Origin of the sequence: Rhizobium vallis, assembly GCF_003985155.1 — a bacterium.
Lineage (GTDB): Bacteria > Pseudomonadota > Alphaproteobacteria > Rhizobiales > Rhizobiaceae > Rhizobium > Rhizobium vallis.
The window spans coordinates 241,686-268,286 of sequence record NZ_ML133690.1; the positions used below are offsets into that span (position 1 = coordinate 241,686).

22 protein-coding genes are annotated in these 26,601 nt (G+C 58.0%); 12 read left to right on the forward strand and 10 right to left on the reverse strand.

What is annotated here, in order from left to right:
* The first annotated feature begins 6 nt into the window (after positions 1-6).
* The 5 genes from EFQ99_RS16680 to EFQ99_RS16700 all read left to right on the forward strand — a co-directional run bounded on the left by EFQ99_RS16680 (position 7) and on the right by EFQ99_RS16700 (position 6,980).
* The gene (locus EFQ99_RS16680; RefSeq protein ID WP_126922105.1) at positions 7-1,440 is read left to right on the forward strand and encodes an NAD(P)(+) transhydrogenase (Re/Si-specific) subunit beta; all 1,434 of its coding nucleotides are present in this window, start codon (positions 7-9) and stop codon (positions 1,438-1,440) included.
* Positions 1,441-1,516: 76 nt separating this feature from the next.
* On the forward strand, positions 1,517-2,230 hold the full coding sequence (locus EFQ99_RS16685) for a dihydrofolate reductase family protein (protein ID WP_126922106.1): 714 nt from the start codon (positions 1,517-1,519) through the stop codon (positions 2,228-2,230).
* 158 nt (positions 2,231-2,388) lie between these two features.
* Entirely contained in the window at positions 2,389-2,787 is a 399-nt protein-coding gene (locus EFQ99_RS16690) for a (R)-mandelonitrile lyase (RefSeq protein WP_126922107.1), read from the forward strand.
* A gap of 8 nt (positions 2,788-2,795) precedes the next feature.
* A complete protein-coding gene (locus tag EFQ99_RS16695) occupies positions 2,796-3,029 on the forward strand; it encodes a tautomerase family protein (protein ID WP_126922108.1) in 234 nt (77 codons plus the stop codon).
* A 222-nt stretch (positions 3,030-3,251) separates the two neighbouring features.
* The gene (locus tag EFQ99_RS16700) at positions 3,252-6,980 is read left to right on the forward strand and encodes an SIR2 family protein (RefSeq protein ID WP_126922109.1); all 3,729 of its coding nucleotides are present in this window, start codon (positions 3,252-3,254) and stop codon (positions 6,978-6,980) included.
* A gap of 92 nt (positions 6,981-7,072) precedes the next feature.
* Here EFQ99_RS16700 and EFQ99_RS16705 read toward each other — a convergent pair whose 3' ends face one another.
* From EFQ99_RS16705 to EFQ99_RS16715, 3 genes are all read right to left on the reverse strand, one after another.
* Entirely contained in the window at positions 7,073-8,563 is a 1,491-nt protein-coding gene (locus tag EFQ99_RS16705; RefSeq protein WP_126922110.1) for an aldehyde dehydrogenase family protein, read from the reverse strand.
* 22 nt (positions 8,564-8,585) lie between these two features.
* On the reverse strand, positions 8,586-9,614 hold the full coding sequence (locus EFQ99_RS16710; protein WP_126922111.1) for a zinc-dependent alcohol dehydrogenase family protein: 1,029 nt from the start codon (positions 9,612-9,614) through the stop codon (positions 8,586-8,588).
* A gap of 309 nt (positions 9,615-9,923) precedes the next feature.
* Positions 9,924-10,901 (reverse strand): LysR family transcriptional regulator, encoded by a 978-nt coding sequence (locus tag EFQ99_RS16715; protein WP_126922112.1) that lies wholly within the window; start codon positions 10,899-10,901, stop codon positions 9,924-9,926.
* 460 nt (positions 10,902-11,361) lie between these two features.
* On the opposite strand from EFQ99_RS16715, the gene EFQ99_RS16720 reads away from it, so the two are divergent.
* From EFQ99_RS16720 to EFQ99_RS16745, 6 genes are all read left to right on the forward strand, one after another.
* Entirely contained in the window at positions 11,362-12,753 is a 1,392-nt protein-coding gene (locus EFQ99_RS16720) for an MFS transporter (RefSeq protein ID WP_126922113.1), read from the forward strand.
* A 227-nt stretch (positions 12,754-12,980) separates the two neighbouring features.
* Positions 12,981-13,985 (forward strand): sugar ABC transporter substrate-binding protein, encoded by a 1,005-nt coding sequence (locus tag EFQ99_RS16725; RefSeq protein WP_126922114.1) that lies wholly within the window; start codon positions 12,981-12,983, stop codon positions 13,983-13,985.
* 72 nt (positions 13,986-14,057) lie between these two features.
* Positions 14,058-15,527: a sugar ABC transporter ATP-binding protein gene (locus EFQ99_RS16730; protein WP_126922115.1), complete on the forward strand. Its 1,470-nt coding sequence runs from the start codon at positions 14,058-14,060 to the stop codon at positions 15,525-15,527.
* 2 nt (positions 15,528-15,529) lie between these two features.
* Positions 15,530-16,591, forward strand: a complete 1,062-nt coding sequence (locus EFQ99_RS16735) for an ABC transporter permease (protein ID WP_126922116.1) — start codon at positions 15,530-15,532, stop codon at positions 16,589-16,591.
* A 35-nt stretch (positions 16,592-16,626) separates the two neighbouring features.
* Entirely contained in the window at positions 16,627-17,388 is a 762-nt protein-coding gene (locus EFQ99_RS16740) for a glucose 1-dehydrogenase (protein ID WP_126922117.1), read from the forward strand.
* Between the two features lie 16 nt (positions 17,389-17,404).
* Positions 17,405-18,169: a glucose 1-dehydrogenase gene (locus EFQ99_RS16745; RefSeq protein ID WP_126922118.1), complete on the forward strand. Its 765-nt coding sequence runs from the start codon at positions 17,405-17,407 to the stop codon at positions 18,167-18,169.
* Positions 18,170-18,225: 56 nt separating this feature from the next.
* On the opposite strand, the gene EFQ99_RS16750 is transcribed toward EFQ99_RS16745, so the two are convergent.
* From EFQ99_RS16750 to EFQ99_RS16780, 7 genes are all read right to left on the reverse strand, one after another.
* Positions 18,226-19,242: a zinc-dependent alcohol dehydrogenase family protein gene (locus EFQ99_RS16750; RefSeq protein ID WP_126922119.1), complete on the reverse strand. Its 1,017-nt coding sequence runs from the start codon at positions 19,240-19,242 to the stop codon at positions 18,226-18,228.
* 140 nt (positions 19,243-19,382) lie between these two features.
* Positions 19,383-19,910, reverse strand: a complete 528-nt coding sequence (locus EFQ99_RS16755; RefSeq protein ID WP_126922120.1) for a cupin domain-containing protein — start codon at positions 19,908-19,910, stop codon at positions 19,383-19,385.
* 45 nt (positions 19,911-19,955) lie between these two features.
* Positions 19,956-21,449, reverse strand: a complete 1,494-nt coding sequence (locus EFQ99_RS16760; RefSeq protein ID WP_126922121.1) for a tripartite tricarboxylate transporter permease — start codon at positions 21,447-21,449, stop codon at positions 19,956-19,958.
* Positions 21,450-21,460: 11 nt separating this feature from the next.
* Positions 21,461-21,946 (reverse strand): tripartite tricarboxylate transporter TctB family protein, encoded by a 486-nt coding sequence (locus EFQ99_RS16765; RefSeq protein ID WP_126922122.1) that lies wholly within the window; start codon positions 21,944-21,946, stop codon positions 21,461-21,463.
* A gap of 25 nt (positions 21,947-21,971) precedes the next feature.
* Complete coding sequence (locus tag EFQ99_RS16770) at positions 21,972-22,733, reverse strand: SDR family NAD(P)-dependent oxidoreductase (RefSeq protein WP_126922123.1); 762 nt, start codon at positions 22,731-22,733, stop codon at positions 21,972-21,974.
* A gap of 64 nt (positions 22,734-22,797) precedes the next feature.
* Positions 22,798-24,279: an aldehyde dehydrogenase gene (locus EFQ99_RS16775; RefSeq protein WP_126922124.1), complete on the reverse strand. Its 1,482-nt coding sequence runs from the start codon at positions 24,277-24,279 to the stop codon at positions 22,798-22,800.
* Positions 24,280-24,419: 140 nt separating this feature from the next.
* On the reverse strand, positions 24,420-25,400 hold the full coding sequence (locus EFQ99_RS16780; RefSeq protein ID WP_126922125.1) for a Bug family tripartite tricarboxylate transporter substrate binding protein: 981 nt from the start codon (positions 25,398-25,400) through the stop codon (positions 24,420-24,422).
* 306 nt (positions 25,401-25,706) lie between these two features.
* Here EFQ99_RS16780 and EFQ99_RS16785 point away from each other — a divergent pair, with 306 nt between their 5' ends.
* Positions 25,707-26,537, forward strand: a complete 831-nt coding sequence (locus tag EFQ99_RS16785) for an IclR family transcriptional regulator (RefSeq protein WP_245441517.1) — start codon at positions 25,707-25,709, stop codon at positions 26,535-26,537.
* The last annotated feature ends 64 nt before the right edge of the window (positions 26,538-26,601 follow it).

Consider the following 26,601-nt stretch of genomic DNA (forward strand, 5'->3'; position numbering starts at 1 on the left):
GAAATCATGACAATCGGTGTTGTTTCCGCTGCGTATATCGCCGCGGCTGTTCTATTCATTTTGTCGCTGGGGGGGCTCTCCGGGCAGGAGAGTGCAAAGAGGGCTGTTTGGTATGGCATCATCGGGATGTCGCTAGCCACAGTCGCCACCATCTTTGGCCCCGGCGTTGGGAACTGGCTTGTCATTGCCGGAATGATCGCGGGTGGCGCAGTGCTGGGGTACATCCTCGCGAGCAAAGTCCAGATGACGGAAATGCCACAGCTCGTCGCGGCGCTACATTCGTTCGTCGGGCTCGCCGCGGTATTCATCGGTTTCAATGCCCACCTGGAAGCGGCCCGCATTGCGCTGATGGACGAGGGGGCGCAAGCGTCACTCGCTGGCTTTGCAGGTATTCTGGCCCATAAGACAGCGGTGGAGCTCTCGATTATGAAGGTCGAAGTGTTTCTTGGTGTCTTCATCGGTGCCGTGACCTTTACGGGATCGGTCGTGGCCTTCGGAAAGCTGGCCGGAAAAATCGACGGGAAGGCGAGGAAGTTGCCCGGGGGCCATTTCCTGAATGCAGGAGCGGCAATTCTCTCTCTCATCCTTCTACTGGCGTACGCAAACCAAGGCAGCGCGTGGCAACTCCTGGCCATGACGGTGCTCGCCTTCTTCATCGGTTATCATCTGATTACGGGGATCGGCGGTGCGGACATGCCCGTCGTGGTTTCGATGCTGAATAGCTACTCTGGTTGGGCAGCAGCTGCGATCGGGTTCACATTGGGCAACGACGTTCTGATCGTGACTGGAGCTTTGGTCGGCTCGTCCGGCGCGATCCTATCTTACATCATGTGCAAGGCAATGAACCGATCCTTCATCTCCGTCATCCTCGGTGGGTTTGGTGGCATCAACGGGCCCGCCATGGAAATCGTCGGTGAGCAGATCGCGATCGACGCCGACGGGGTGGCCTCGGCTCTCAACGATGCGGAGAGTGTTGTCATCGTTCCGGGTTATGGCATGGCCGTGGCACAAGCGCAGCAGGCAGTCTCGGAGCTAACCCGGAAGCTACGCGCAGCTGGAAAGACCGTTCGCTTCGCAATTCATCCGGTCGCCGGCCGATTGCCCGGCCATATGAACGTTCTCCTCGCCGAGGCGAAAGTCCCATACGACATCGTGCTGGAAATGGATGAGATCAACGAAGACTTCGCGAGCACAGACGTTGTTATCGTCATCGGCTCCAACGATATCGTAAATCCGGCCGCCCTCGAAGACCCCAACTCTCCGATCGCGGGCATGCCGGTGCTGGAAGTTTGGAAGGCAAAACACGTATTCGTCTCCAAACGCGGGCAGGGGACGGGTTACTCCGGCATCGAGAACCCCCTGTTTTTTAGGGAGAACACACGGATGTTTTACGGCGATGCTAAAAAGTCGATTGATGGTCTTATTCCCTTGATGGCGTAGATCGTTACGCCATCTGAAGCCCGCAGACAGGCACTTCAAATGTCTCGTATAGAAATCGGAGAGGTAGGGACCGCTCGTGAAACCTTTTATCGCATGTCTTATGCTGACGTCACCGGATGGTAGTCTTCATCCGAGTCGATGGACAAAATCACCGGACGGTGACAGGTCTGATTTCTCGAAGATATGCGATAAGGTGCGCGAGGAACTTCGGGGCCAGGCTTGGATGGTGGGCCGCGTCACAATGGCTGAGATGGCCAAGGGCGTGCCCCACGCACCAGAGGGACCGCACAACATCAAGAGGCCGGCCCATTTCGCAAACCGAAACGCCAAGAGCTTCGGGATTGCGATCGACCGATCGGGCGCGGTCCACTATAAGGGACCTGACCTGTTCGGTGATCATATCATCGCTCTTCTAGGGCACGACGTTCCTGACAGCTACCTTGCCGAGTTAGCTGCCGACGGCGTCTCGTACGTGATAGCCGAGACCGCCGACTTTGACGTGAGGACGCTGCTTGACGTCGTGAACAAGGAATTAGGTATCGAACGCATCGTACTTGAAGGCGGTGCTGGAACCAACGGAGCGCTGTTGGCTGCCGGATTGGTGGATGAGATCAATTTCATCGTTGCGCCGGCCTTGGAAGGTCGATCCGGCACCGACAGCGTGGTTGAGTTCGGCCCAGACGGGCTCACTGGCAAGGTCGAGCTTTCTCTGATCGACTGTCAAAGCCTTGGTCATGGCATGGTCAATCTTCGTTATGCCGCTACGGGACCTCGCACTGAACGACAATAATGCTGGTGTCGTTGCGCCCTTCTGAAGGGCAGGCCGAACGTCGCTACTCATGAGCTATCCATATAAGACCATGCCGATTGGGACTGGTAATCGGGATAGCGAGGAACGCTATATTGAGCGTGCAGGCCATTTCGACTTGTAGCACAAGGAGTATTCCAATGAAGATCGACAGAAACGGGAGCCAATCATCGGGAAAAGGTCCGGCGGATTGGTTTACTGGAACGGTTCGCATTGATCCGCTGTTTGCACCAAACGACGCACGACGCGGTGCGGGCGGTTCTGTGACGTTCGAGCCGGGCGCACGCACTGCCTGGCACACGCATCCCCTCGGCCAAACGCTTGTCGTAACCGCCGGCTTGGGCCGCGTGCAGCGCGATGGAGGGCCGATTGAGGATATCCGCCCTGGTGACGTGGTCTGGTTTGAACCTGGCGAAAAGCATTGGCACGGAGCATCGCCCACCACGGCAATGACGCATATTGCCATTCAAGAGAGCCTTGATGGTAAAGTCGTAGACTGGTTGGAACATGTCAGTGACGACCAGTACTCGGGAAAATGAGGTTTGAAATGCCGCATATAGTTGTGAAGATGATTGAAGGCCGTTCATCAACCCAAAAACAAGAGCTTTCAGACCGACTTGCGAAGACGCTTATGAGCGTTCTTGGAAGTAAGGACGAATCCGTCTCCGTTGCAATCGAGGATGTCCCTGCTGATAAGTGGGAAAGCGAGGTCTTCGTGCCGGAGATCAAGGGCCGTAAGGATACGCTCTACAAAAAGCCAGGATATGCTTCCGTTGATTGATACGGGGCTCGGTGGCTGATCAAGTCGCGGCCGCCCTGCCATTATCCCTTATCCTTCCTCTGTTTTTGATTGAGACACGACTGCAAAGCCTCCCAAGTGATGGCCCCAAAATATGTTCGCGGTACCCACTTCAAGTTGCTTAGGCATTCGAAAGTCATGTATCTCTCGCTGACACAAAAGTAGTTGTTGCGGTTCCGCGACAGGTCAGCTTGGGAGCGGCGCGTGCGTTTCAATGAGAACGGCCCAGACATACCCGATGAGCTTCTGATTGCTCGAGATGAGGGGGATGTCTTGTTCTTTTGCGGCGCGGGCGTGTCTCTCGCGTTCGCCGGGCTCGCTGATTTCTTGAGACTGGCGGGTGACGTTATCGAAGAGCTAGGGTCTCTGACGGGCAGCCAAGCCAGACGTCTGTTCGATGCCGCCAGCACGACATCACCGTCTGGTTTCAAATCCTTCGTGCCTGTCGATCGGATGTTCAGCTCGTTGGACTTGGAATTCGACCCACTGGAGGTGCGAGGCGCGGTTGCGCGGGCTTTGAGGCCCGAGCCGGATGCTGATCTGACCGCCCATAAAACGTTGATCGACCTTTCGCGCGGCATTGATGGGCGACCAAGACTCATCACGACCAACTTTGATTTGCTGTTCGAAAAGTGTGATGCGCAATTGAAGAGCTGGGGCCCAGCGAGCCTTCCTGTTCCAGATCGTCCTGCCGACTTCGAGGGCATTATTCATATTCACGGTCACGTTGACCGAGATTATTCGGGAATCTCCGACGCCGTCGTTCTTTCGAGTGGCGATTTTGGAAAGGCATATCTTTCGGACGGTTGGGCAACGCATTACATCCGCAAGCTCATGAACCGATACAAGATCGTGTTCATAGGCTATTCCGCCGATGACCCACCGGTTCAGTATTTGCTTGAGGCGCTAAGGGAAGAGCAATCGCCGACGACCAGCCTCTACGCCTTTCAATACGGCGACGAAGCCGACGCACGGGAACAGTGGATGCAGAAGGGGGTGACTCCGATTGCGTTCGGGAGCGACTACAGCAATCTTTGGGAAACGCTTCGAGGTTGGGCAGAAAGGGCTCGGGACCTGAGCGCATGGCATCACCAAACGGTAGTCGATGCCTCGTCAGGCCCATCTCAAGCGTCACCGGTTTTCCGTGGAAGAATTGCTCACATGGCTTCCACGGTCGTGGGAATGGCCAAGCTCGCGTCCGCAGAGCCACCGGTCCCATCGACTTGGCTCTATACGTTTGATCCGGCGGTGCGGTATCTCCGGCCCGAACCGATTGATCGAGGCGATCCTAATAGCGGGCAATTTGATCCGTTCGAGCATTTCGGCCTTGATAGAGATGAACCACCACCGCCCTACGATCCGGAAGATGATTTCCACAAGAGGGAAGCACCTGCTTCGGCATGGAATGCGTTTGGCGCAAGCAAGCGCGATCTAATCGGAATACACGAAAGGGAGCTGGGAAGCATCTACGCGCACTCGGCGATCGCACCGCGGCTATGGAGCCTGTCGATCTTTTTAATCAGGCGCATGAAGGAAGCACCTACCCTCTGGTGGGCGGCGGGTTTGCGGACAGCGCATCAGAATCTCATCTTTCAATTGGAACAGGAGTTGCGATATCGCCTGAGTGATGATCCAGGCCCTATGCCGAAATACTGGCGTTATCTGCTAGCGTTCTGGAAGGAGCCAAACCGGGAAGTCGACCAGGCGGCGCTGGAAATCAGTGGCCGGGCACTTCGGGAAGGTTGGTCGCCTGGCCTTGTTCGTGAAGCGGTCGAGCTATGTCGGCCCGCGATCTCAGTTCAGCGCAAATATGGTGTCGAACCGCCTTCTAGCCCTGATCACGATCCCGCAGGCTTCATTTCGCTGGATGTCGAGTATCCGCGGCCACACCAAGAATTCAAATTCGACGTTCAACACCTGCCTCTAGCGGCGGAGCTATGGAGAGGCCTCCTTGCAGACGCAGAAAGAATGGAAATCGAGATAGGTGCTTGGATCGAGCTCGATACGACGCGACCGGACGACGACGGTCAAGAGCTCAGCGCGGACACATACGGATTGACAGGGCCTCTGTTGCGCTTCACGCACTTATTAGAAGCATTGGAAGATGGAAATCCAGGAGCAGCCGCCCGAGAGGTGATGGCATGGGAGGCTTACACTGGGATAGTCTTCGAGCGCCTTCGTATTTGGGCTGCAGGGCGCTCTGCACTCACGAGTTCGGAATATGCTGAGGCCATTTTCGCGAAATTGGATGACAGAGTGTTTTGGTCATCGAACCACGAGCGGGACCTGTTTTTCGCAATCAGAGACCGATGGCCAGATATCTCTTCCAACGGGCGCAAATCGATAGAGACGCGTCTTCTGTCATCTCCAATTCCATATCTTGAGATGACCGAAGTCGAAGAGGCGAGGACCACTGCGGCAATGGTGCGCCTGAGCGCCCTCCATTGGTTTGCCCAAAACGGCGTCACATTCTCGTTCGACGTGGAAGCCGAAAAATCTCGACTGAGGGCGCTCGCGCCAGCTTGGAAGGACGAGTATGCAGAATATACGGCACGGCCAAAATTCAGCGGCGTACACTCGGTTGTAACCGACAGCGACCCAACCAGCATCTTAAATGTCCGTTCGAGTGAATTGTTGCCGATCGAACTGCCGAGACGACGGGGGCTAGACTTTACCGAGTACGACCCCTTTGCCGGTTACTGCGCAATGAAGCCTGCCCGCGCCATTTTGGCACTTCACAGTGCGATGCGCCGAACTGTGGATACGACCTGGCACTATTGGTCGACCTTCCTTAGATCGACCAGCAAGATGAAGACGTCGGCTCGGATGGACACGGTGGTCGTTACACTGATCCAATCACTTTCAACGGATGAGGTGGCGAAGCTCTGGTACCCTCTGGTGGATTGGCTTTCGAACCGGGCCGTTGCTCTGGAGGCTCGAGGCTTCGGGGAGTTCGACATTATCTGGGATAGAATTGTTGCAGCCGCCGCGGTGCATCCTTCCCAGTATAAACAGAAGCCGTCCCGTGATTGGTCGTTTGAATCGTTGAATTCACCCATTGGGCGACTGGTCCAGGCCTTAGTGGACATCCGCTTGCCCGACGGCCAGCATGCTGTTCCGCCGCAGTGGATAGCGCGCCTCACAAAGGTGTTGAACCTTCCAGGCGATCATGGGCGGCATGCTCTTTATCACGTCGCGATGCGCGCATCGTGGCTGCATTACCACGAGCCCGCTTGGACCGACGCCCACGTATTGTCAAAAGCCACCGCAAAGGGTCCGGACGGCGATGCATTTTGGTCTGGCTTCGCCAGAATGGGCCGCGTTCCAGAACAAGCTATCCTTCAGAAGCTGAAGTTGCCTATGTTGACGAGGATCGGGAAGGGCGGGCGCGACGAACATAATTTAGTTGGTTACCTTCTCAGCGGCTGGGCCGGCAAGGCGGCGGAGCGGACGGTATCAGACCAGGAAATGCGAGACGTTCTTATCTTGGGCGATAACGACGTCCGACATGCGGCACTCCGCTTTGTCAGTGACTGGGCCGCTGCGCATCAGGAATGGATGGAATTGGTCATACCGTTCCTGAACCGGGTCTGGCCGAAACAGCGAACCCTCCGCACGCCGCAGGTTTCGGCGGAACTGTTTCGTTTTGCATCGAGGTTGCCCACGCTCTTTGGGCCTATCATCGATGCCGTGTCTCGAGGCTTGGTTTCACTGTCCCGTGGCCACATGATGCATCTCAGCTGCAACGTCGATGATTTGGATAACGACGGCGTGGAGGCGTTGCTGACCGCGCTCGAAAAGCTGCTGCCCGAAGACCGAGTGCAGTGGCCCTACGACGGGAAGCGCATCATCGACCAGTTGAAAGCTTCGGGCCGTGGGCTCGGGCCGCGCCTTGATAGACTGGTCCTTCGAGCCAATGAAAGGGAGCACTAGCCTCAGTCGTTGGCTACGCGTCCCTTTCAGCCTCATGCGTAGGGTCTTCGGATTCGCGACGATAAAATTTGACGCGTAGTCCGTTACGCGACCTAGCGCTGGATGTAGACGCTCTTCGTGTAAAGGTACGTGTCCAGATGTGCTAACCCGCCCTTGGCTCCGTAGCCGCTCATCTTTGCGCCGTTGAAGCCGACGAGAGGGTCAATCAAACCATAGCAATTGACCCACATGACGCCAGAATGGATACGATCGACAACGTTCAGGGCGGTGGAGATGTTTTGACTCCAGACGGCTCCTGCAAGACCGTATTCGGTTTGGTTTCCGATTTTCACCGCTTCATCGACGGTGTCGAACGGGATTACGGATACAACGGGCCCGAAAATTTCCTCGCGCGCGATAGTCATCCCCATGTCGACGTCAGAGAAAACCGTAGGCGAAACGAAGTAGCCTCTCCCGTCGATAGTCGGCGTGTCGCCCCCTGCGATCAGCGTAGCCCCATCTCGCTTCCCAGCTTCGATGTAGGAAGAAACAATATCCCGCTGTTTCTCGGAGATCACTGGCCCTATCTGTGCCGAAGGGTCCAGACTGTGTCCCAACTTCAGTGTCTTCAGAAACTCGGCTAGGCGGGCAGTGAATTCCTTCGCAATCGTCCGCTCCACGACGATGCGGGAACCTGCAAAACAAATCTGCCCTGAATTGGAGAAAATGCCCATCGCGGCACCAGGCACTGCTTTGGCCAGGTCCGCGTCCGCGAAAACGATGTCCGGTGACTTTCCGCCCAACTCCAGCTGAAGTCTTTTGATGTTGACCTTAGACGCATCGATGATGCGACGCCCCGTTTCCGTGGACCCTGTAAAGGCGATCCGATCGACATCTGGGTGACGGGCGAGGGCGTCGCCTGCTGCAGAGCCATGACCCGTGACCACGTTGATGACGCCCTTAGGCAGGCCGATCTCTTGAAGCATTTCGACGAGGTAAAGGACACTCAACGATGCTTCGGTCGCCGGCTTGAGAACGGTCGTACATCCTGTGGCGAGAACGGCCCCGATGATCCACCACAAGGCGGTCAGAGAGCCATTCCATGGGATGATGCCACCGATTACGCCAACCGGGGCACGGAGCGTCATGGTCGTGACGTCACCAGCCAGGCCGTTTGGCAAGGTCTCGCCACGGACACTCAGGGCCATCGAGGCGAAGAATTGCACCATTCGTAAAGCGCCCGGCTTTGATCCCCGGGTGCGGGAAATCGGTGCGCCCATGTCCATAGACTCGATCTCAGCGACCTCGTCGAACCTTCGGCTCAGCAGATCGTATGCGCGGAAAAGGAGGGCCTGACGCTCGTATGGCGTCCATCGGCTCCATTCGCCTTCGAAGGCTGCTCGCGCCGCCCGTACCGCGTCGTCGATGTCCGAGCTTTCGCCGGCGGCGAGATATCCGAGGACATCCCCCGTGGACGGATTTCGGACCTCGATCTTGCCGCCGGACGACGGAGATACCAGTTCTCCATTTATGAGGAGGCTATGCGTCTTGCGCTGCAAGAAGCGGGATGCGTTCTCGCTGATTATGTGGGTCGCTATCGTCATGTTGGTGTTCCTGCCACTGCGGTCAATCGAAGACGAAGACGCCTTTTCCGATCTTCTTCTGGTCGAAAAGTTCGTACGCTTCCTTCGCCTGTTCCAGGCGAAACTCGTGGGTGAAGAGGGCGTCGACATTGATGCCTCTTTCCATGACGAAGTCCGCACAGTCCGATTGCAGGTTTTTGGAGAAGGTCAGAGAGCCAACGACAGACCGGTTTTTCAGGATGATGTCGTTGCTATGGAACTCGATGTTTCCGGTAACGCCGAGGATGCAGGTCGCGCCCCAAGTCCGCGTGCACTGGATTGCCTGACGCCGAGCATGGATGTTTGAACTGCATTCGACAGACTTGTCTGCACCAAGTCCACCGCGTGTGAGGTCTTTGATCGCTTTTACGGGATCGTCGTGCGAGGGGTTGATTGTGATGTCCGCGCCGAACCTCTTTGCCATTCCCAGACGCTCTTCGCTGACATCCAGGGCAATGACCCTCGCGCCCATGGCCTTCGCGAACATCGTGACGCTGAGCCCGACGGGACCTTGTCCGAAAACCGCAACGGTTTCGTCGCCGGCTAAGGCAATCCGTTTGAGTGAGGCATACGCGGTCCCGCTGCCACAGGCTACAGCCGCGCCGGCCTTGAAGGACATCCCGTCGTGCAGCTTGATCAGCGTGTGCGCGGGTACCTTCATCAACTCGGCATGTGCGCCGTTACCGTTTAGCCCGCCGTAAACAATGCGGTCGGTCTCGCAAAACTGCGTCCAGCCAGAACGGCAGTGCTCGCACGTCCTGCATCCATCGTAATGATGGACCATAACCCTGTCGCCCACCTTTGCCTCACGCGGAGAAACGGCCGATCCTACCGCCTCGACGACGCCGCACGGCTCGTGCCCCTCGATCACAATCTGGTCTTCACCTCGCCTGGGCTCGTGTAAATGGTGCAGATCGCTCCCGCACATGCCAGAGGCTTTCATTCGGATGACCACTTCGTCCGGGCCTGGCGTTGGGTCCGGATAGTCTCGAATCTCCAACTGTCCTTCGCCAAGGAAAACGACCGCTTTCATGCACTTCCTCCACTAAATCCTTGCCGGGATATCCTGCCGCGACATCCGCGTGTCGCCGCCTGCTGCAGACGACCGGACAGCAGATATCGCTCACCGGGACCGTGGGGTCGCGATGATGCCGTTGCTTACGGCGCGGTGGATTTCCTCTGCGCTATGAATAGGATTTTCGGGTTGGGTTGGAAACTGAGAATGGGCGACTGCCGCGATAGCCGATAAATTTACTTATGGGGCAGCAACAGGAGAGCCGCGGCCACGTAGGAGGCTTCCCACGGCTTCTCGACGGTTTGGCCGAAACTGGGATCAGTCGACCTAGCCGTCGTTTCCACTTTCCTGGATATAGCGCGTGCGCCCTTGTTCCCTGATCAGGTTTAGGAGAGCTAGGCTTGGCCTGTCGGGCGTGGCCCCCTCTCGAATGAACACCGCGATGCTCCGTTCGAGGTTCTCCTGGCTTAGCGGCAGCAACGTGAGCTTGTTGCTGGCCATTTCCTCTTTCACGGCGTGCGCGGGAAGCAATGCCAGGTTATTACTCTCGGCGACTAGCGACTTGAGCAGTGTTATCGAGCTGCATACCGTCACCTTGTGGTAAAGGCTCAAGCCCGCTGGCTCCAAAATGTGCTCGAGCGCGGTGTTTCGCCATCCCGTCGTTGGCGATACCCAAGGGTAGTGGGTCAGGTCCCGTATTGTGACGGTCTCTTTTTTCGAGAGCGGGTGATCCGGCCGAGCAGCAACGTAGAGGCGTTCGCGGAAAAGGACACGCTGTCGCAACCCGTAAGCTTGATTGTCCCTGTCGACGACGCCAACTGCGAAATCGTATTCCCGCCTAAGTAATCCCCATAGTAGCTCGTTTTGTGGGCGCTCCGTCACCTGTAGCTCCCATTCAGGATGGGTTTGCCGCCAACGACCTATGGCCTGGGGTATCACGCTTCCCGCCAGCGTGGGTAAGCATCCGAAGCTCAGGATTTCTTTGCTTGCGACACCTGTCCCAAACACCGCGCTCTCGACCGCCGAGACGCATTCGAAAATCTGCCTGGCGTAGCGCACCAGGCTTTCGCCCATGGCCGTCGGCTCAACCCCGGTTGGCGTGCGCACGAGCAGCGATGTCTTCAATTCCTCCTCCAGTCGGTCCATCGAAATGGATAGGGCAGGTTGGGAAATGCCAAGCGCTTTCGCTGCTTTCCCCAGGCTTCCGAGCTGTACGATGAGGCCAAAATACATAAGTTTGCGTGGATCGATTGATCGCACGGGGCTGTTGGCGGGTGATTCATTACCGTCGCTTTTCGATGCCAAAACGCTCTCCTCCTTGGCCCTGTGAACGAGCCACCTCGCGGAGAATGAAGGGTCAGCTTCGGCCTAAAAGCAATAAATTGTTTTATGAGCCTTTAAGCGACGTTGGTTCGCAAGAGCGAAATTCGGCGAGATTGAGACGCAAAAAATCATGGAATAGAAAGCAAAATCATTCCCTTAGTTGAGGCCTTTATTTGCGCCGCCGGTTATAATCCGGTCCTATAGCTTTTCAACATGCTCTTCTGTTCGTCAGGCCGCCACTACCATAAGCTTCTCGTCATGTTCCTCAATGCCAAGCCAAAATGCGCGGTCTTGATGGAGCCTAGCCGCCTCAGGGAGGGGTGCGGCAGAATGAAATGATGGAGGAGAAAGTGATCTACAATCGGATTTCCGAGCGATCTACAGCCATACAGGCGTGGACCGTTTGCTCGCCGCTCCTCCTCAACGCAAGGAGAGAGCTGCCATGTCAGCTGTAGTCAATGCAGGTGCCCGTCTTGATCGCCTGCCAGTGTTTGCTTTTCACCGCCGCATGTTGTGGCTCGTCGGTCTCGGGATGTTCTTCGACTCGTTCGACAACACCCTGTCGGGAGCCGTGCTTGCACAGCTGTTGAAGAGCGGGTGGTCAACGCTCGAACTGAATTCCCTGTTCATGTCCGCGACATTCGTTGGTCTCACGATCGGGGCGGCCTTCGCGGGATGGCTCAGCGACCGGTACGGACGTCTGTTCGCCTATCAGTTCAACCTTCTGATCTTCGGCGTGATGGCACTAGCCTCCGCGGTCGCTCCCAACATGGAGGTCTTGATCGGTATCCGCTTCTTCATGGGTATCGGCATGGGAGCCGAATATGTGATGGGCTATGGCCTTGTCACGGAATTCGTTCCGCCCTCCAAGCGCGGTCGGTACATCGGACTGCTCGGGCTCATCGCTGGTGCTGGTGTATTCGCCAGCTCTCTCGTGGGCATGGTCGTGATCCCGAACATCGGATGGCGCGCCATGTTCGTCATTGGTGGTCTCGGCACCATCTGGGTCTGGTGGCTTCGTCGGCATCTGCCAGAATCCCCGCGTTGGCTGGAACGCGTCGGCCGCGGCGAGGAAGCTGATGCCATCGTCCGTGAAATCGAGGTTGAAGCTGGTGTAACGCCGTATGTTGCTCCCCATCGGCCTGCGACCAAGATTGGCGGGGCACCGTCGAAGTCGGTGTCGTTTGGCGTGCTGTTTTCGAAGGGCGTCATAAGCCGCACCATGATGGCCATCATGCTGAACGTAGTCTGCCTTTTCGGTTCTTACAGTCTCACAGGATGGATGCCGACCTTCTTCGTCCAGCAAGGGATGAGCGTCACGAAGTCGCTTGGTTTCAACACCGCGATGATGGCTGGGTTTCTTGCCGGACCCCTGATCTGCGCGCTTCTTTCCGACCGTATCGGTCGCCGCTGGGGCATCGTTCTCTTCGGTGTGATCTGTGCCGCAGTGGGTGCGGTCTACCCGTTCCTGGAAGCGCCGGTCGCGGTCATCACCTGCGGTTTCCTTCTGGTCTCCGCTGTGGCTGTCTTCTTGACGCTCGGCCTTGGTGGCACGCCTGAACTGTTCCCCACGGAATATCGCTTCCGAGGCGGTGGTCTGGCACAGATGGTTGGACGCGCTGGTCTCATCGTTTCGCCCTTCATCGTGCTCTACCTGTTTGAGAATTTCGGGATCACCGGCGTGATCGGCGCGATATCGGGACTCTATCTCTTGGTCGCCTTGGTCATGGCTGTGGCAGGACTTGAGACAAACAAGCAGTCGTTGGAAGACCTGGAGCCTGAAGTCGTCGATAGCCCTCAAGCTGGGGCCGTTCATACTACCGCACAGCGGTAATGCATATTCGACTTAGCTACGCAGCCCAAGGCTGAATGCAGCCAAAACCAAGATGACAAGCGACGGACCATCCGGCCCGTCGATCGGAGACCCTATGCCTTGAGAACGCTGTCGTTCGTGGCGCAGGCAGCAGCACCGGGAGGTGTTGCAGACATCCCGGCGGGCGGACGGGCCGCCGGGGAAACCCTAACCGTCCCAATGGTCTATCACTCAAGAGGAGGAAGTTTATGTCGCTTAATAAGAAACTTGTTGGAGCCGTGCTATTCGTGTCCACGGCTTTTGGGGGCTGGCAGGGAGCCTGGGCGCAGGACAAGGGCGAGATCGGATATGTTGGCTTCGATGTGAACACGTCGTTCCTCAGCACGTTCGCAAAGGAAATCGAAGGGGCAATTACAGCCGCCGGGTACACGCCACGCCTGGCGCACTCCGACAGCGACGCAAGCAAGCAGGCCAATCAGGTCAACATCCTTGTGTCCAGCGGCGTCAAGGGTCTGCTGATCGATCCCGTCGATGCCAAGGCTATCGTTCCGATTATCAAACGAGCGACGGCACAAGGTGTTACGGTTGTGCCAGTTGATGGCTCTGTATCGTCCGGACCGATCCCGGTTCAGGTCGCCACCGACAACTATGGCGGCGGAGCTATGGCCTGCAAGATCATCGGAGACCGGATCAAGGGCAAGGGCACCGTTCTCAACCTCCAAGGCTCCCTCGACAACCAAGCCGCCCAGGGTCGGAGCAAAGGCTTCACCGACTGCATGTCCAAGGACTACCCGGACGTGAAGGTATCGTCACAGCCGTTCAACTGGTCTTCTGAAGTGTGCGCGCGAGTAGCGCAGACCGAAATGTCGACCAAACAGGTCGACGGCGTGTTCGCGGCGGCCGCCCAATGCCTGACACCGGTGCTTTCCATTCTGAAAAAACAGGATCGGCTGCACAAGGTGACCGAAGAAGGGCATGTGCCGTTTGTCGTTGTTGACGGAACTCCGAACGAGCTCGCGTCCGTACGGGAGGGTTATCTGACCGCCTCTGTCGCCCAACCGCTCGCCGACATTGCGAAATACGGCGTTGGGTATTTGGTGAAGGCAATGAACGGCGAGAAGATCGTCGCCGGCGATACCGATCACGGGACGAAGATCGTCGAGATCGATGGCACGCTTCGCGACCTTCTTCCGCCTATCGCGGTTCTGGCCCAAAACGTCGACGACCCGTCTCTCTGGGCAAACAAGAAGTAATCTCGTCGGGGGCAGGCGGCCTTATCGCGGGCCGCCTGCCAGCTTCTGTTCTTGACATGTTAGGAGAGACTAATGGCCGAACCAAGCCCAGCTGTTGTCGCTACCGGTATATCCAAGACATTCGGCGCAGTGCACGCGCTCGACGACGTTTCGTTGTCAGTGAAGCAAGGCTCGTCGCTTGCTCTTTTTGGTCGAAACGGCGCTGGTAAGTCCACGTTGATATCAATCATTACAGGTCTTCAAAAACCCGACACCGGCACCCTCGAATTCGGAAATTTCGGAGCAGGAGGGGGGATTGAGTGTGTCTATCAACGCAGCACTCTGGTGCCTGGGTTCACAGCGGCAGAGAACGTCAGCCTCAACAATTATCACACAAAAGCGGGAGCCATCGATTGGCGTGTGCTACGGCGTCGCGGCGTAGAGATGCTTGCCGAGTGGGATTGCGCCGACGTCGCGAACATAGCGGTCGAGAACCTCGCGCCCGTGGAAAAGAAGATCGTCGAAATATGCCGCGCGTTGTCGCGGAACCCGAGCGTGCTGCTCCTCGACGAGCCGACAGCCGGATTGGACTACGCGAGCGCGCAGCGACTGTTCGCTCGAATTCGAGAAGCCCGGTCGCGGGGCGTATCCTTGATTTTTGTGTCACACCATCTCGAGGAGTCCTTCGACGTCTGCGACCACACCGTCGTATTGCGAGATGGCCGTGTGGTGCTGGATCGCAAGCTGGAGGGCCTCGGGATAAAGGACATCGTTGGAGCCATGATCGGCGAGACACGCGCGAGGAGCGACGCGATCGTGCCGACTGAGCTCCCGAACAATTCAAAGAGACTGCTCGCCGTGGAAAACCTATCGATCGGCAACGGAATCAGTGAGATCGACCTGAGCGTTTCAGAAGGCGAGTGCGTTGGGCTGGCCGGGCTTGAAGGTGCGGGACACATGCGTGTCGCGCAGGCGATATGCGGCCTCCGATCAGATGCCTCCGGGACCGTTTCCGTCGGAGACAAGCAGGTTTCCGGTTTTGGCGTTCCTGCCAGTTTGAAAGCCGGCATCGGCTTTATTCCGGAAGACAGGCACGACGGCGGCTACGTACCGGCTCTGAGCGTCTCCGAGAATGCCACGCTGCCGATCATGGGCGCACTTAGAAACTCTGTAGGAATGCTCACGCGCTCCGCCCGTGAAAAGGCCTACCGACATTTGAGTGGCGCATGGTCGATCAAATCGGACGGTCCGGATCAACCGGTGGAGGAATTGAGCGGAGGCAACCAGCAGAAGGTCGTCTTGGCTCGAGCGATGTCGACCGATCCAAGAGTCATCGTTCTGATGAACCCGACGGCCGGCGTCGACGTCGCCGCGAAATGGTCGATCTACGAAACCGTCAAGAGCAATGCAGCCGCTGGAAAGGCCGTGCTGATCGCCTCTGCAGAAGACGACGATTTTTCAATCTGCCACCGGGTCATCGTGATGTTCCGGGGCAAGTTTCATCGCGAGCTCAAAGCACCGTTCTCCGGTCATGAGCTCGCCTTGGCAATCCAGGGGGAATGAAAATGGCCAATAACGACGCCCACGCAGCAACGACTGCCGCGGACGTACGGCCTGAGACGCCGGGTTTCCTGCGATTGGTATTGCGCAATCCAAGTCTCAAGAGTCTGGCTCTAGTCCCCGTCATCATCGTCGTCAGTACTATCGGCGCGCTGATCAATCCGGCGTTCCTGACCAGCTTCAACATCTTCGATAATATTCTAGCATTCTCAGCAGCTCTCGGCCTGTTGGTGATCGCCGAAAGCATTCTTCTCATCGGTGGGTTTATAGACCTGTCGCTGCAGTCGACGATCGGCTTCTCCGTCGTCCTGTTCTGCTATCTCACCGGGGGCGGTGATAGCGGTGGGCCAGGGCTAGGTCTCTCGGTCGCCGCTGCGGTACCGATCACGCTTCTCGTTGTCGTGGCTATTGGTGTTTTCAACGGCTTTGTCGTGAAGGTCCTCAAGCTCAATTCGTTCATCGTCACACTTGCGATGCTGATCCTTCTCCAAGGACTGACACTGGGCATCTCAAATGGTCAGACCTACACCAACGTCCCCGATGCAGTCCTTTATCTAGGCACGGGAAGCGTTCTCGGCATCCCGGTACAGGCACTCATCTTCATCGGCGCTATCACGGCGGCGGCTCTATTCATGGGCTATCGGCCTACAGGCCGGGCGATCTACGCGATGGGCGGCAATCAGGCCGCAGCTCATGCCGCAGGCATCAAGACAACTCGCTTGGCCATTGGGCTGTTTGTGTTCGGCAGCTTGATGGCGATGGTCGCCGGCGTCCTCCTTCTTTCGCAGGTGGCGTCAGCCCCGCCGACGCTTGGCCGCAACATGATCTTCACGGTGTTCGCCGCCGCCGTTTTGGGAGGGATCGATTTGAATGGCGGAAGGGGAACAATCATTGGTGCCGCCCTCGGCGTCCTGCTGCTCTCGATCATCCAGAACATTCTCATCCTGTCATCGGTGCCCGCGTTCTGGATCGACGCAGTTTACGGCGCGATCATCGTTGCTGCCCTGATTGCCGGCAGGCTCTCGTCAGTGAAGTCGCTGTTTGGTCGGGGCGGCCGGCCAGCCTGATTATAAATTCGAGTCAAAGATCAATAAGTGGAGGTATGATGTTCGACTACAATGGAAAAGTTGCTCTTGTGACGGGAGCAGGCTCCGGGATGGGTCTCGCGACGGCTAAGGCTTTCGCTAGGTGCGGAGCTTCGGTTGCCCTGGCGGATGTCGACGGGGCGGCGGTAGAGGCGGCAGCCCACGAGCTGCGATCTGAGGGTCATAAGGCGCTGGCTGTTACATGCGACGTTTCGAAAGAAGACCAGGTCGCGGCAATGGTGGACGCAACGGTCGGACAGTTTGGACGACTTGACGCAGCGTTTAATTCAGCTGGCATACAAATTCCCGCAACCGATGCCGCTGAGGAAACCGGAGACACCTACGATCGGGTGACGGACATCAACCTGCGCGGTGTCTGGGCGAGCATGAAGCACGAGCTCCGCCATATGCGCACGCAAGGCTCCGGCGCGATCGTCAATTGCTCGTCTCTAGGTGGCCTCGTCGGCAATCCAGGACGATCGATCTATCACGCTACAAAGCATGGAGTTATCGGACTTACCAGAAGTGCCGCCCTCGAATACGCACCCCGGGGAATCCGGATCAACGCTGTATGCCCGGGTACGATCGACACGCCAATGGTTTCAAAGATGGTCGAAGCAGGCGATCTCGACCTCGAGGCATGTATTGCGGCGTTGCCTATCGGCCGCCTTGGAACCTCGGAAGAGATTGCCGACGCCGTCCTGTGGCTCTGCGGACCGGGTTCGACGTTCATCATCGGCGTTGCGCTGCCTGTCGACGGCGGTTGGACCGCGCAGTGAAACTACGGGGAAAATCATGGTGAACTACGACTACAAAGGTAAGGTAGCGTTCGTGACTGGCGCTGCGAACGGTATTGGTCGAGCCACGGCGCTGGCGTTTGCCCGTGCCGGGGCCAGCGTGGCTGTTGTCGATATCGACAAAGAAAAAGCCGAGGAGACCGCGCAGCTTGTGCGGGGTTTTGGCTGCGATGCCGCGGCGTACAGAGCCGATGTCACCGTCGAGAGCGAGGTCAAGGCAGCATTGGAAGCCACTGTCCGCGAACTGGGCGGTCTGGACATGGCGTTCAACAACGCGGGCAAATTTCAAAAAGTGGCTCCGCTTGCGGAAACCGACGCCGAGGAATGGCGGCGGATCATGGACATCAATGTGACAAGTACATTCCTTTGCATGCGTAACGAGATACCGATCATGCTCGAGCGGGGCGGCGGTGCGATTGTCAACGCGTCCTCTGGGGCCGGCATCGTCGGTACCAAGGGAGGCGCGGTCTACGGTGCTGCAAAGCATGCTGTGATCGGCCTGACCCGGTCGGCAGCGCTTGACTACGCGACAGCGGGCATTCGCATAAACGCGGTCTGCCCGGGTGTCATTGAAACGAACATGATGCGTGAGGTCTCGGGTGGAACCGCCGAGGGCCGTGCTGCCATGGTGGAAATGGAACCGATCGGGCGCTTGGGGAAGCCCGAGGAGATCGCGGCCGCGGTGCTTTGGCTTTGCTCACCTGAGGCCGGGTTTGCGATCGGCCATGCCATGGTGATCGATGGCGGTCACACCATCCGGTGACAAAGAAAGAAGGAGCGACTGAGGTCGCTCCTTCTCGTGGATAAAAGACCATAAAACTAGAAGCGCAGAAGCGTCTTGATGGCGCGCCGCTCGTCCATTGCTCGGTACCCCTCGGCGACGTCCGTCAGTGGAAGCTCAAGGTCAAAGACCTTTCCCGGATTGATCTCTCTGTTCAGGACGAGGTCCATCAGGTGAGGCAGGAAGCGTCGAACCGGGGCCGGGCCGCCCAACAAACTCTTCTGCTGGAAGAATAGTGTCTGGCCATCGAATTGGACGCCGTGGGGAACGCCGACGAAGCCGATCTTCCCGCCCGGTCGCGCGCAGTTGATCGCCTGGCTCATGGATTCCTGAGTGCCGACGCATTCGAGGACGGACTCTGCGCCAACCCCCTTCGTCAGTTCCCTAATGCGTTTGACGCCGTCGTCACCGCGCTCCGAAACGATGTCGGTCGCGCCGAATTCCAGAGCGAGGTCCTGACGGGATTTGTGTCGGCTCATCGCGATGATACGTGATGCGCCCATTTGCTTTGCCGCGAGAACTCCAAGGAGACCTACTGCACCATCGCCGACGACGATTGCCGTTGAGCCTTCGGTTACGCCGGCAGCATCCGCTGCGTACCAGCCGGTGCCTAATACGTCGGATGTCGCAAGCAGGCTCGGGATGAGGTCATCTGGTGGAAGATCGGTTGTCGGTACAAGAGTTCCGTCGGCGAGCGGAATTCGGGCGCGGGGTGCTTGTGCGCCGGACATGAACTGCCTCTGCTCGCACGACGACTGGAAACCGAAACGGCAATGTGGGCAGGTGTTGTCCGACAGACAGAATGATCCGACGACGAACTGACCCGGTCGCACATTCCTTACCGCGCCGCCGACCTCTTCAACGATACCGCAGTACTCGTGGCCCATTGCCATCGGGTCCTTGACTTCGTTTGCACCGCGATAGGGCCAGAGGTCCGATCCGCATATGCATGAAGCCGACAGACGGATAATCGCGTCGGTCGGCTCCAAAATTTTGGGCTCGGCGACTTCCTCGCAGCGAACGTCGCCCGGTCCATGCAGTATGGTGGCAAGCATCGAAATTCCTCCGGTTACGCGGACGGCCCTTTCGGATTGATCGCATCGTCCGCAGTTGTTCCGAGACTACTCGCACCGCCTTCTATATTTTAGAGGGGCTAGGTCGCATGTACTTATGAGGTTTGTTCATGAATTGCAGACTATCGCACAATGCTCATGTGTAGCGCTGCGATCGTGCAGTTCTTGTCGCTTCGATTGTTCCACGCGTGCTTCGTTCCTCTCTGAACGAGTGTGTCGCCCTGCTTCATGAGGGTTTCGCCTGTCTCCACGAGTGCCCAGATTTCTCCGTCGATAATGGTGACGATGTCGATCGAGTCGGTCTTGTGCATACCTGGCGGGTCGTTCTCGTTCGCAGAATCTGCTGCTCCGGCGTCTGCAAGCGCTTTGGCGTAGCCGGCGGCGAAATCCCACGAACTATCCGGCGGGAACGTCGTGATGACGTAAGTATAGCCTTCGGGAGGCGGTGGAATGACGGCTTTCGGGCCCAACGTGTTCTCGGACATCACGGGTGTCGGCACCTGCGTGGCCTGCCATATCTGATTTATTGTATATCCTTCGGTAGCCACGCGAGTGTCGGTCGGCCCGTCGGCGACGATCGTCGATCGACCATCGCCATCGAGGCCGATGACAATTCGCCTCGCTTGAATATTGAAGTGGTCTTGACCCATTAGCCTTATCTTCCATTCATTTGATTATTTACGGGGTAGCGGTCGTCACTCTTCAAGTGCCTGATCTTTCTTCCTGCGGATTGATGGAAGCAGCATCGCGCCGAGAGCGAGGGCGGCGATAGCCAGCAAAACGGCGCTGACGGGGCGCTCCACGAAGACGAGCGCACTGCCACGGGACACGACCATCGCCCGCCTCAGATACTCCTCAAGCATGGGTCCCAAAACGAAGCCGATGAGCAATGGTGCCGGCTCGAGCGCGAGCTTGAAGAACAGGTATCCAAGGAAGCCGAAAAGGACCGTCTCGAACACGTTGAACGCAGAATAGTTTACCGAGTAGACGCCGATGGCGCAGAACACGAGGATCGCGGGGTAGAGGTATTTGTAAGGGAGTCTCAGGAGTGACACCCACATCCCGATCAAGGGCAGGTTGATCACGAGCAGCATCAGGTTCCCGATCCACATGCTGGCGATCAGACCCCAGAATAGGGCTGGCTGGGCCTGGATGACGCCTGGGCCCGGCTGGATGCCGTGGATCATCAGACCGCCGATCATGAGAGCCATGACTGCATTTGCCGGGATGCCGAGGGTGAGCATCGGAATGAATGAGGTTTGTGAGGCAGCGTTATTCGCGCTTTCAGGCCCCGCAACCCCCTCGATTGCTCCGGTCCCGAACTCATGACCGTACTTCGAGACCTTCCGTTCGAGCATGTATGAGGCGAAGGTCGACAATGCCAGACCACCGCCCGGGAGGATGCCGAGGATGGACCCGACGATGGTGCCGCGGACGACCGATGGCGTCGCCCGTTTGAACTCTTCCTTGGTCAGCATGAGGCTGCCGACCTTGGCGACTGTCCCGCTGCGGTTTTCCGGATTTTCGAGATTGCGGATGATCTCGGCGACGCCGAAAATCCCCATTGCCACCGCTACGAAGTCGATCCCCTCGAACAGTTCGAAGAATCCAAACGAGAAACGGACTTGGCCACTCTGCACGTCGGTGCCAACAAGACCTAGCGCTACCCCTAGCACGAGCATGGCGATCGACTTGAAGATGCTGCCCTGGGCGAGCACGGTCGCGATGATCAAGCCGAGGAGGATAAGGGAGAAATACTCGGCGGGACCGAACGAGAGAGCGAGGTTGGTCAGGACTGGGCCTGAAGCGGCAACGACCAGCGTAGCCACAGTTCCTGCGAAGAACGATCCCAATGCGGCGGTGGCCAATGCCGCGCCGGCACGACCGCGTTTTGCCATCTTGTGTCCCTCGAGAGTGGTCACAACTGCTGTGACTTCGCCCGGGAGGTTCAAAAGGATGGCCGAGGTGGAGCCGCCGTATTGGGCTCCGTAGTAGATGCCTGAGAGCATGATCAGCGCGGTGATCGGGTCCAACGCGAAGGTCAGCGGAAGGAGGAGGGCGATCGTCGCAAGCGGACCGATACCGGGAAGCACACCGATCGCTGTCCCGATCATACAGCCGATGAAGGCAAAGCCGAGGTTGTGAAACGTCATCGCGACCGAAAGGCCGAGGGCGAGGTTCTCGATCATGGCTGCCTCGCTCAGAACTGAGTGAATGGGGGCAGGAACGACACGTTCAAGCCAAGCCCGAGAGTGAACACTGCCCAACAGATCGCGACGAGTGCCACAGTCAGGCCGGCAATTCCCTTGATCGTCTGGTCTCTGTCCGCAAGCCCACTAATGACCACGACGACAGCAACCGAAACCGCCATCCCGACACGTTCGATGAGAACGCCGAACGCAGCCATCGCGCCAAGGATGAGGACCATTTCCCTCCAGGCCCAACTTTCGAGGGGATCGTGTTCTCCTTTAATCCCAAGGAGGGCGACCGCAGCACCGAGGAGACCGAGCAGGCCGAAGACCAACATCGGCATGTAGCCTGGACCCATCTGGGCGGCCGAACCGATTTCGTAGTCCTGATTGTAGTAAAGTCCTCCTAACGCGACGGCGACCAGGAAGACGCCGGCCGTGACATCCTTCGCACCCAACGGTCGACGTGGAGCCGGAGCGAGTTCATCGTTTTGCATTTGAGTGTTCCCCGTTTTTTTGTTTTCAGTGGAAGGAGCGGCCGCCATCGACCGCAAGTGCTGCGCCCGTGACGTAGGAAGACTCCGACGACGTGAGGAAGAGCAGGGCTCGGGCGATCTCTTCTGGGTCGGCCAAGCGCTTGAGCGCATAGTTGCCCACGTTGGTGCGGTAGCCATCGGCCATCGGGGTATCCACCATCCCAGGCGCGATGCTGTTGACCCTGATTTTTGGAGCAAGTTCCGCAGCAAGGGCACGGGTCAAGTTGACGACCCCACCCTTTGACGCCGCGTACGCAGTGTGACCTGGGGCGTTCGGCAGTAGTCCCTGTGCGGATGCGATATTCACGATCGTGGAGTGGTCGTGCAATTGAAGGAAAGGGATGCAGCAGCGTGCGACAATGTACGTGCCGGTGAGATTGACCTCTATAATCCGCCGCCAGTCGTCGGCAGGCACTTCTGTGGCTAGCCCTTTTGACATGATGCCAGCCGCATTGATCAAACCGTCGATGCCGTCCATCTCGGAAGCAGCCTTTTCAACGGCACGCGCAACGTCCGCCTCGTTGGTGATATCGACACCTGAGAAGCCTGCTCCGATCTCCTCGGCCACCTTTCGCACTGCCTCGATATTTCGGTCGAAGAGTGTGACCTTTGCGCCTTGCGCCACAAAAAGCGTGGCGGTGGTTCGGCCGATACCCGAACCGGCACCTGTAACGACGATTCTTCGGCCGGCCAATCTTGCTGAATGGCCTGTGGTATGCGCCTGACTGGCAATGGGCGATGCGCTCATCTTGATATACTTTCTTGTATCGATTTCACTTCGGCTCGAACTGTGTATCCGCGGATACGAACGCTCACCTCATGATGAAGGGATTGGTTGGGCCCTCAGTCGTCGTGGACACGAAGACACTCTTGGTCTCGAGATACTCGTTGATCGCCTCGATTCCGCTCTCTCTCCCAAGGCCGGATTTCTTCGTGCCGCCGAACGGCATCATGAAACTGTAAGCTCGGTATGTGTTGACCCAGACTGTTCCGACCTTGAGAGACTTGGTCATCCGCATTGCGCGTCCGATATTCTGCGTCCAGACGCCGGCGACGAGGCCGTAGGCGATGTCGTTGCCAATCCTCGTGGCATCTTCTTCTGTGTCGAATTCGATGATCGATAGGACAGGACCGAAGACCTCTTCCTGCGCAATCCGCATATCGTTGGTCACGTCTGAAAAAATGGTTGGCTCAACGAACTGTCCCGCGCTCAAACCCGCTCCGGTCGCCCTGTTGCCGCCAAGGATGCATCGAGCGCCGTCCTTCCTGGCGATTTCGATGTAGTCGAGCACCTTTTGGAATTGCGGAGGGGTCGAGATCGGGCCGACGTTGGTGTTCGGGTCCATCGGATCACCCATCCTGATATAGCGGGCGAGATCGACGAGTTTGGTTGTGAAGGCGTCTTTGATCGACTTCTGGACCAACAGACGGGAGCCGGCAGTGCACATTTGACCTGCCGCACCGAAGATACCTGAAACGACACCTGCAGCGGCCAGGTCGAGATCGGCGTCCTCAAACACGATGTTCGGTGACTTGCCACCCAGTTCGAGTGCAACACGTTTCATGTGTTTGGCAGCGGTCTCGTAGATTTTCGCTCCGGTCAAATCCGAGCCGGTGAAGGTGATCATCGCGACGTCGGGATGTTCGACAAGCGCAGCGCCTGCGTCATGTCCATACCCGGTGACAACGTTGAATGCGCCATCGGGCATCCCCGCTTCTCTGATGAGCGCCGCCAATTCCAGAGTGCTTGCCGACGCGAATTCGGACGGCTTGACGACGACGGTGCAGCCAGCCGCCAGGGCAGGGGCGCTCTTAACCGTGGCGAACCAGATGGGTGAATTCCAAGCAGTAAGGGCGGCAACCACACCGATGGGTTCACGCATCGTGAATGCCATCGTGTCGGGCTTTTCGACTGGTATCCAGGCCCCTTCGATCTTGTCGGCAAGGCCGGCGTAGTAATACCAGCACTCGGCCACACCATTGAGCTGACCACGCACCTCCGCCAGCAGTTTACCGTTGTCCCGGGCTTCGATCTCCGCAATCCGATCCGCATCACGCGTGATGAGGTCGCCAATCTTGCGCATGATCCGCCCGCGTGCGGTCGCCGTCAGTTTTGACCAAGGCCCGCCTTCGAGTGCTTGACGTGCAGCCTTCACCGCACGATCCACGTCACCACGCGTCGCCCGAGCTAATTCCGCCCAAGGCTTTCCGTGATAGGGATCGAGGCTCTCGATACGCTCCCCGCGCTCCCCGTCGGAGAATTGGCCGTCAATGAAAAGTTGGTAGCTGCGCATCGTCACTCCTTGAATTCGTCTTATCGGCAGGGAGGCGCGTTTCACCGATGGGAGCCCGCAGCGAAAACGGGCCCCATCGGCGATTGCACGGCAGTCCCCAGCCGTCTGCCGTTCACGTGTTGGTGGCCTTTGCCGCCAACTTAGTTGTTCAATCGAATGTTGTTTTCCGTAATGACCTTGCGGAACTTGTCCTGCTCGCCCTTCAGAAAGGCAGCGAGTTCGTCGCCGGTCTTGATGTCCGTCTGGAACGACAGCGGCGTGAAACGTTCCTGGAATTTTGGATCGTTGACACCCTTTACGATCGCTGCAGAAAACTTCGTCACGACCTCGTCGGGCACGCCCTTTGGAGCCGCGTAGCTGTACCAAACACGCGAGTTGATCTGCGGATAACCGATCTCAGCTGTCGTCGGAACATTCGGCATGTTCGCCGTACGTGCAGGGGACGTTACCGCCAGAATCCGCAAGTTCGGGTCGTCCTTGAGAAGCGCGGCCTCGCGAGCAGACGCGAAAATCATTTGGGTGAAGCCGCCCTGCAAAGCTTGGATGCCTTCCGGGTTGTTCTTGTAGGAAACGTGGACACCCTTGCCGCCCGCTTCCTTGAGGAACATCGTCCCTGTCAGGTGGCCCATGGTGCCGACACCGCCGCTGGCAAATGTCACGCCGTCTGGCGACTTGGCCACTGCCATCAGTTCATCGATGCTCGTGATCCCGCCCTTGGCGGAGACAATCAGTGCCAGCGGATACCCGCCGATTCCAACGATCGGAACAAAGTCATCTAGCCCGTACTGCAGGTTATCTCTGAGGACGGTCTGAACCAATCCGGCCGTGATTAGGCAAAGAATGTTGTAGCCGTCCGGCTTCGCGCCGGCGACCGCGTTTCCCGCAACCGTGGTCGATCCACCCGCGCGGTTTTCGATCACGACGGGCTGTCCGAGTTCTTCGCTCGCTGTCTGCGCCAGGAACCGGCTTAGGGTGTCGTCGTCGCCACCGGGCGCGTTCCCGATGTTGATCGTGATGGGTCTGGCTGGCCATTCGGCGGCGAGGACGTCCGATGCCCGCGAAAGTAGACCCGCCGAAATGGCCGCGGTCGTGCCGAGCAAAACTGTTCTTCTCGTAATCATGTTATTCTCCCCCTGGTCGATACCTTTGCCGCCACTGTAACCGAGCCCGACCTCCCGCCGGGCTGCAGCGCAAACTGCCGAAATCGGCCCGCGACGCGCATAATCGAACCCGACGAGCCTGCTCTGTAAAGCCGAAAGCCCCAGCGAGCCGTTAAGGTTATAAGCGTGGGTTATATGTCGAAGCGGCACGACCCATGCCGAATCCCCTGCGTTTTCGGGGCTTCGCGGTGCAACAGGATGGCGTGTTTTTTGACTGGCGCGCGGAGCAAGAAGACGCTTATCGTGAGGTGATGGAATGGCTATGTGATGACGCGTAGCCGAAACTTGCAGCTGATCGAGGATGAAGTGACCGTGACCGACATGTCCGCCGAAGACGAGAAATATCGCGCACCGGCGCTCACCAAGGGCCTCGATATTTTGGAGCTGCTTGCATCCGCCAGCGATGGGCTGACCCAGGTTGAGATCGGAAAGATGCTAGGCCGGACAACATCGGAGATTTTCCGTATGCTGGTTGTCCTCAGCCAGCGAGGCTACGTCGAGCTGAGCGGCGATGACCGATATCAGCTGACGACGAAACTGTTCGAAGTCGCTCATCGCCACCCACCGATCCGCCGACTGACAGCAATCGCCGGTGACGCGATGCAGAAACTGGCCAACCGCATAAACCAGTCTATCCACCTGTGCATCCTCCAGGGCGGCCGACTACTGGTCGTTGCGCAGGTCGACTGCCCAGACAACAATCTGAACTCGGTCCGCCTCGGGGCGCAGATACCGATTTTCGATTCGGCATCCGGCCGCGTACTGGCCGCGTTCATGGATGACCGTGCCTTGGAGCATCTGTTGACTCTGGCGGGGACGGAGGCCGGTGAGCGTCGCGACAAGTTCCTGGCCGATCTCCCGGCAGTGCGTGAAGTCGGATACTGCGAAGGCCCGTCGCTGACGCTCGCTGGCGTGACGAACCTTTCTGCGCCAATCTTCGACTACACCGGCGAGGCTGTTGCAGCGATCACGACGCCGTTCATTCACAGGCTCAACAGCGCCTCCCATGTACCGGTTCCCGAGGCACGAAACGTGCTCGTGGAGACATGTCGCGACCTCTCGAAGAGGATGGGTGCAGGAGCGGCCGTCGATCGATAAGCGACGAGACAGCAATTCTCAAAGGGCTCGGCATCTCGCCGGGCCCTTTTGTATTTGAAAGCAA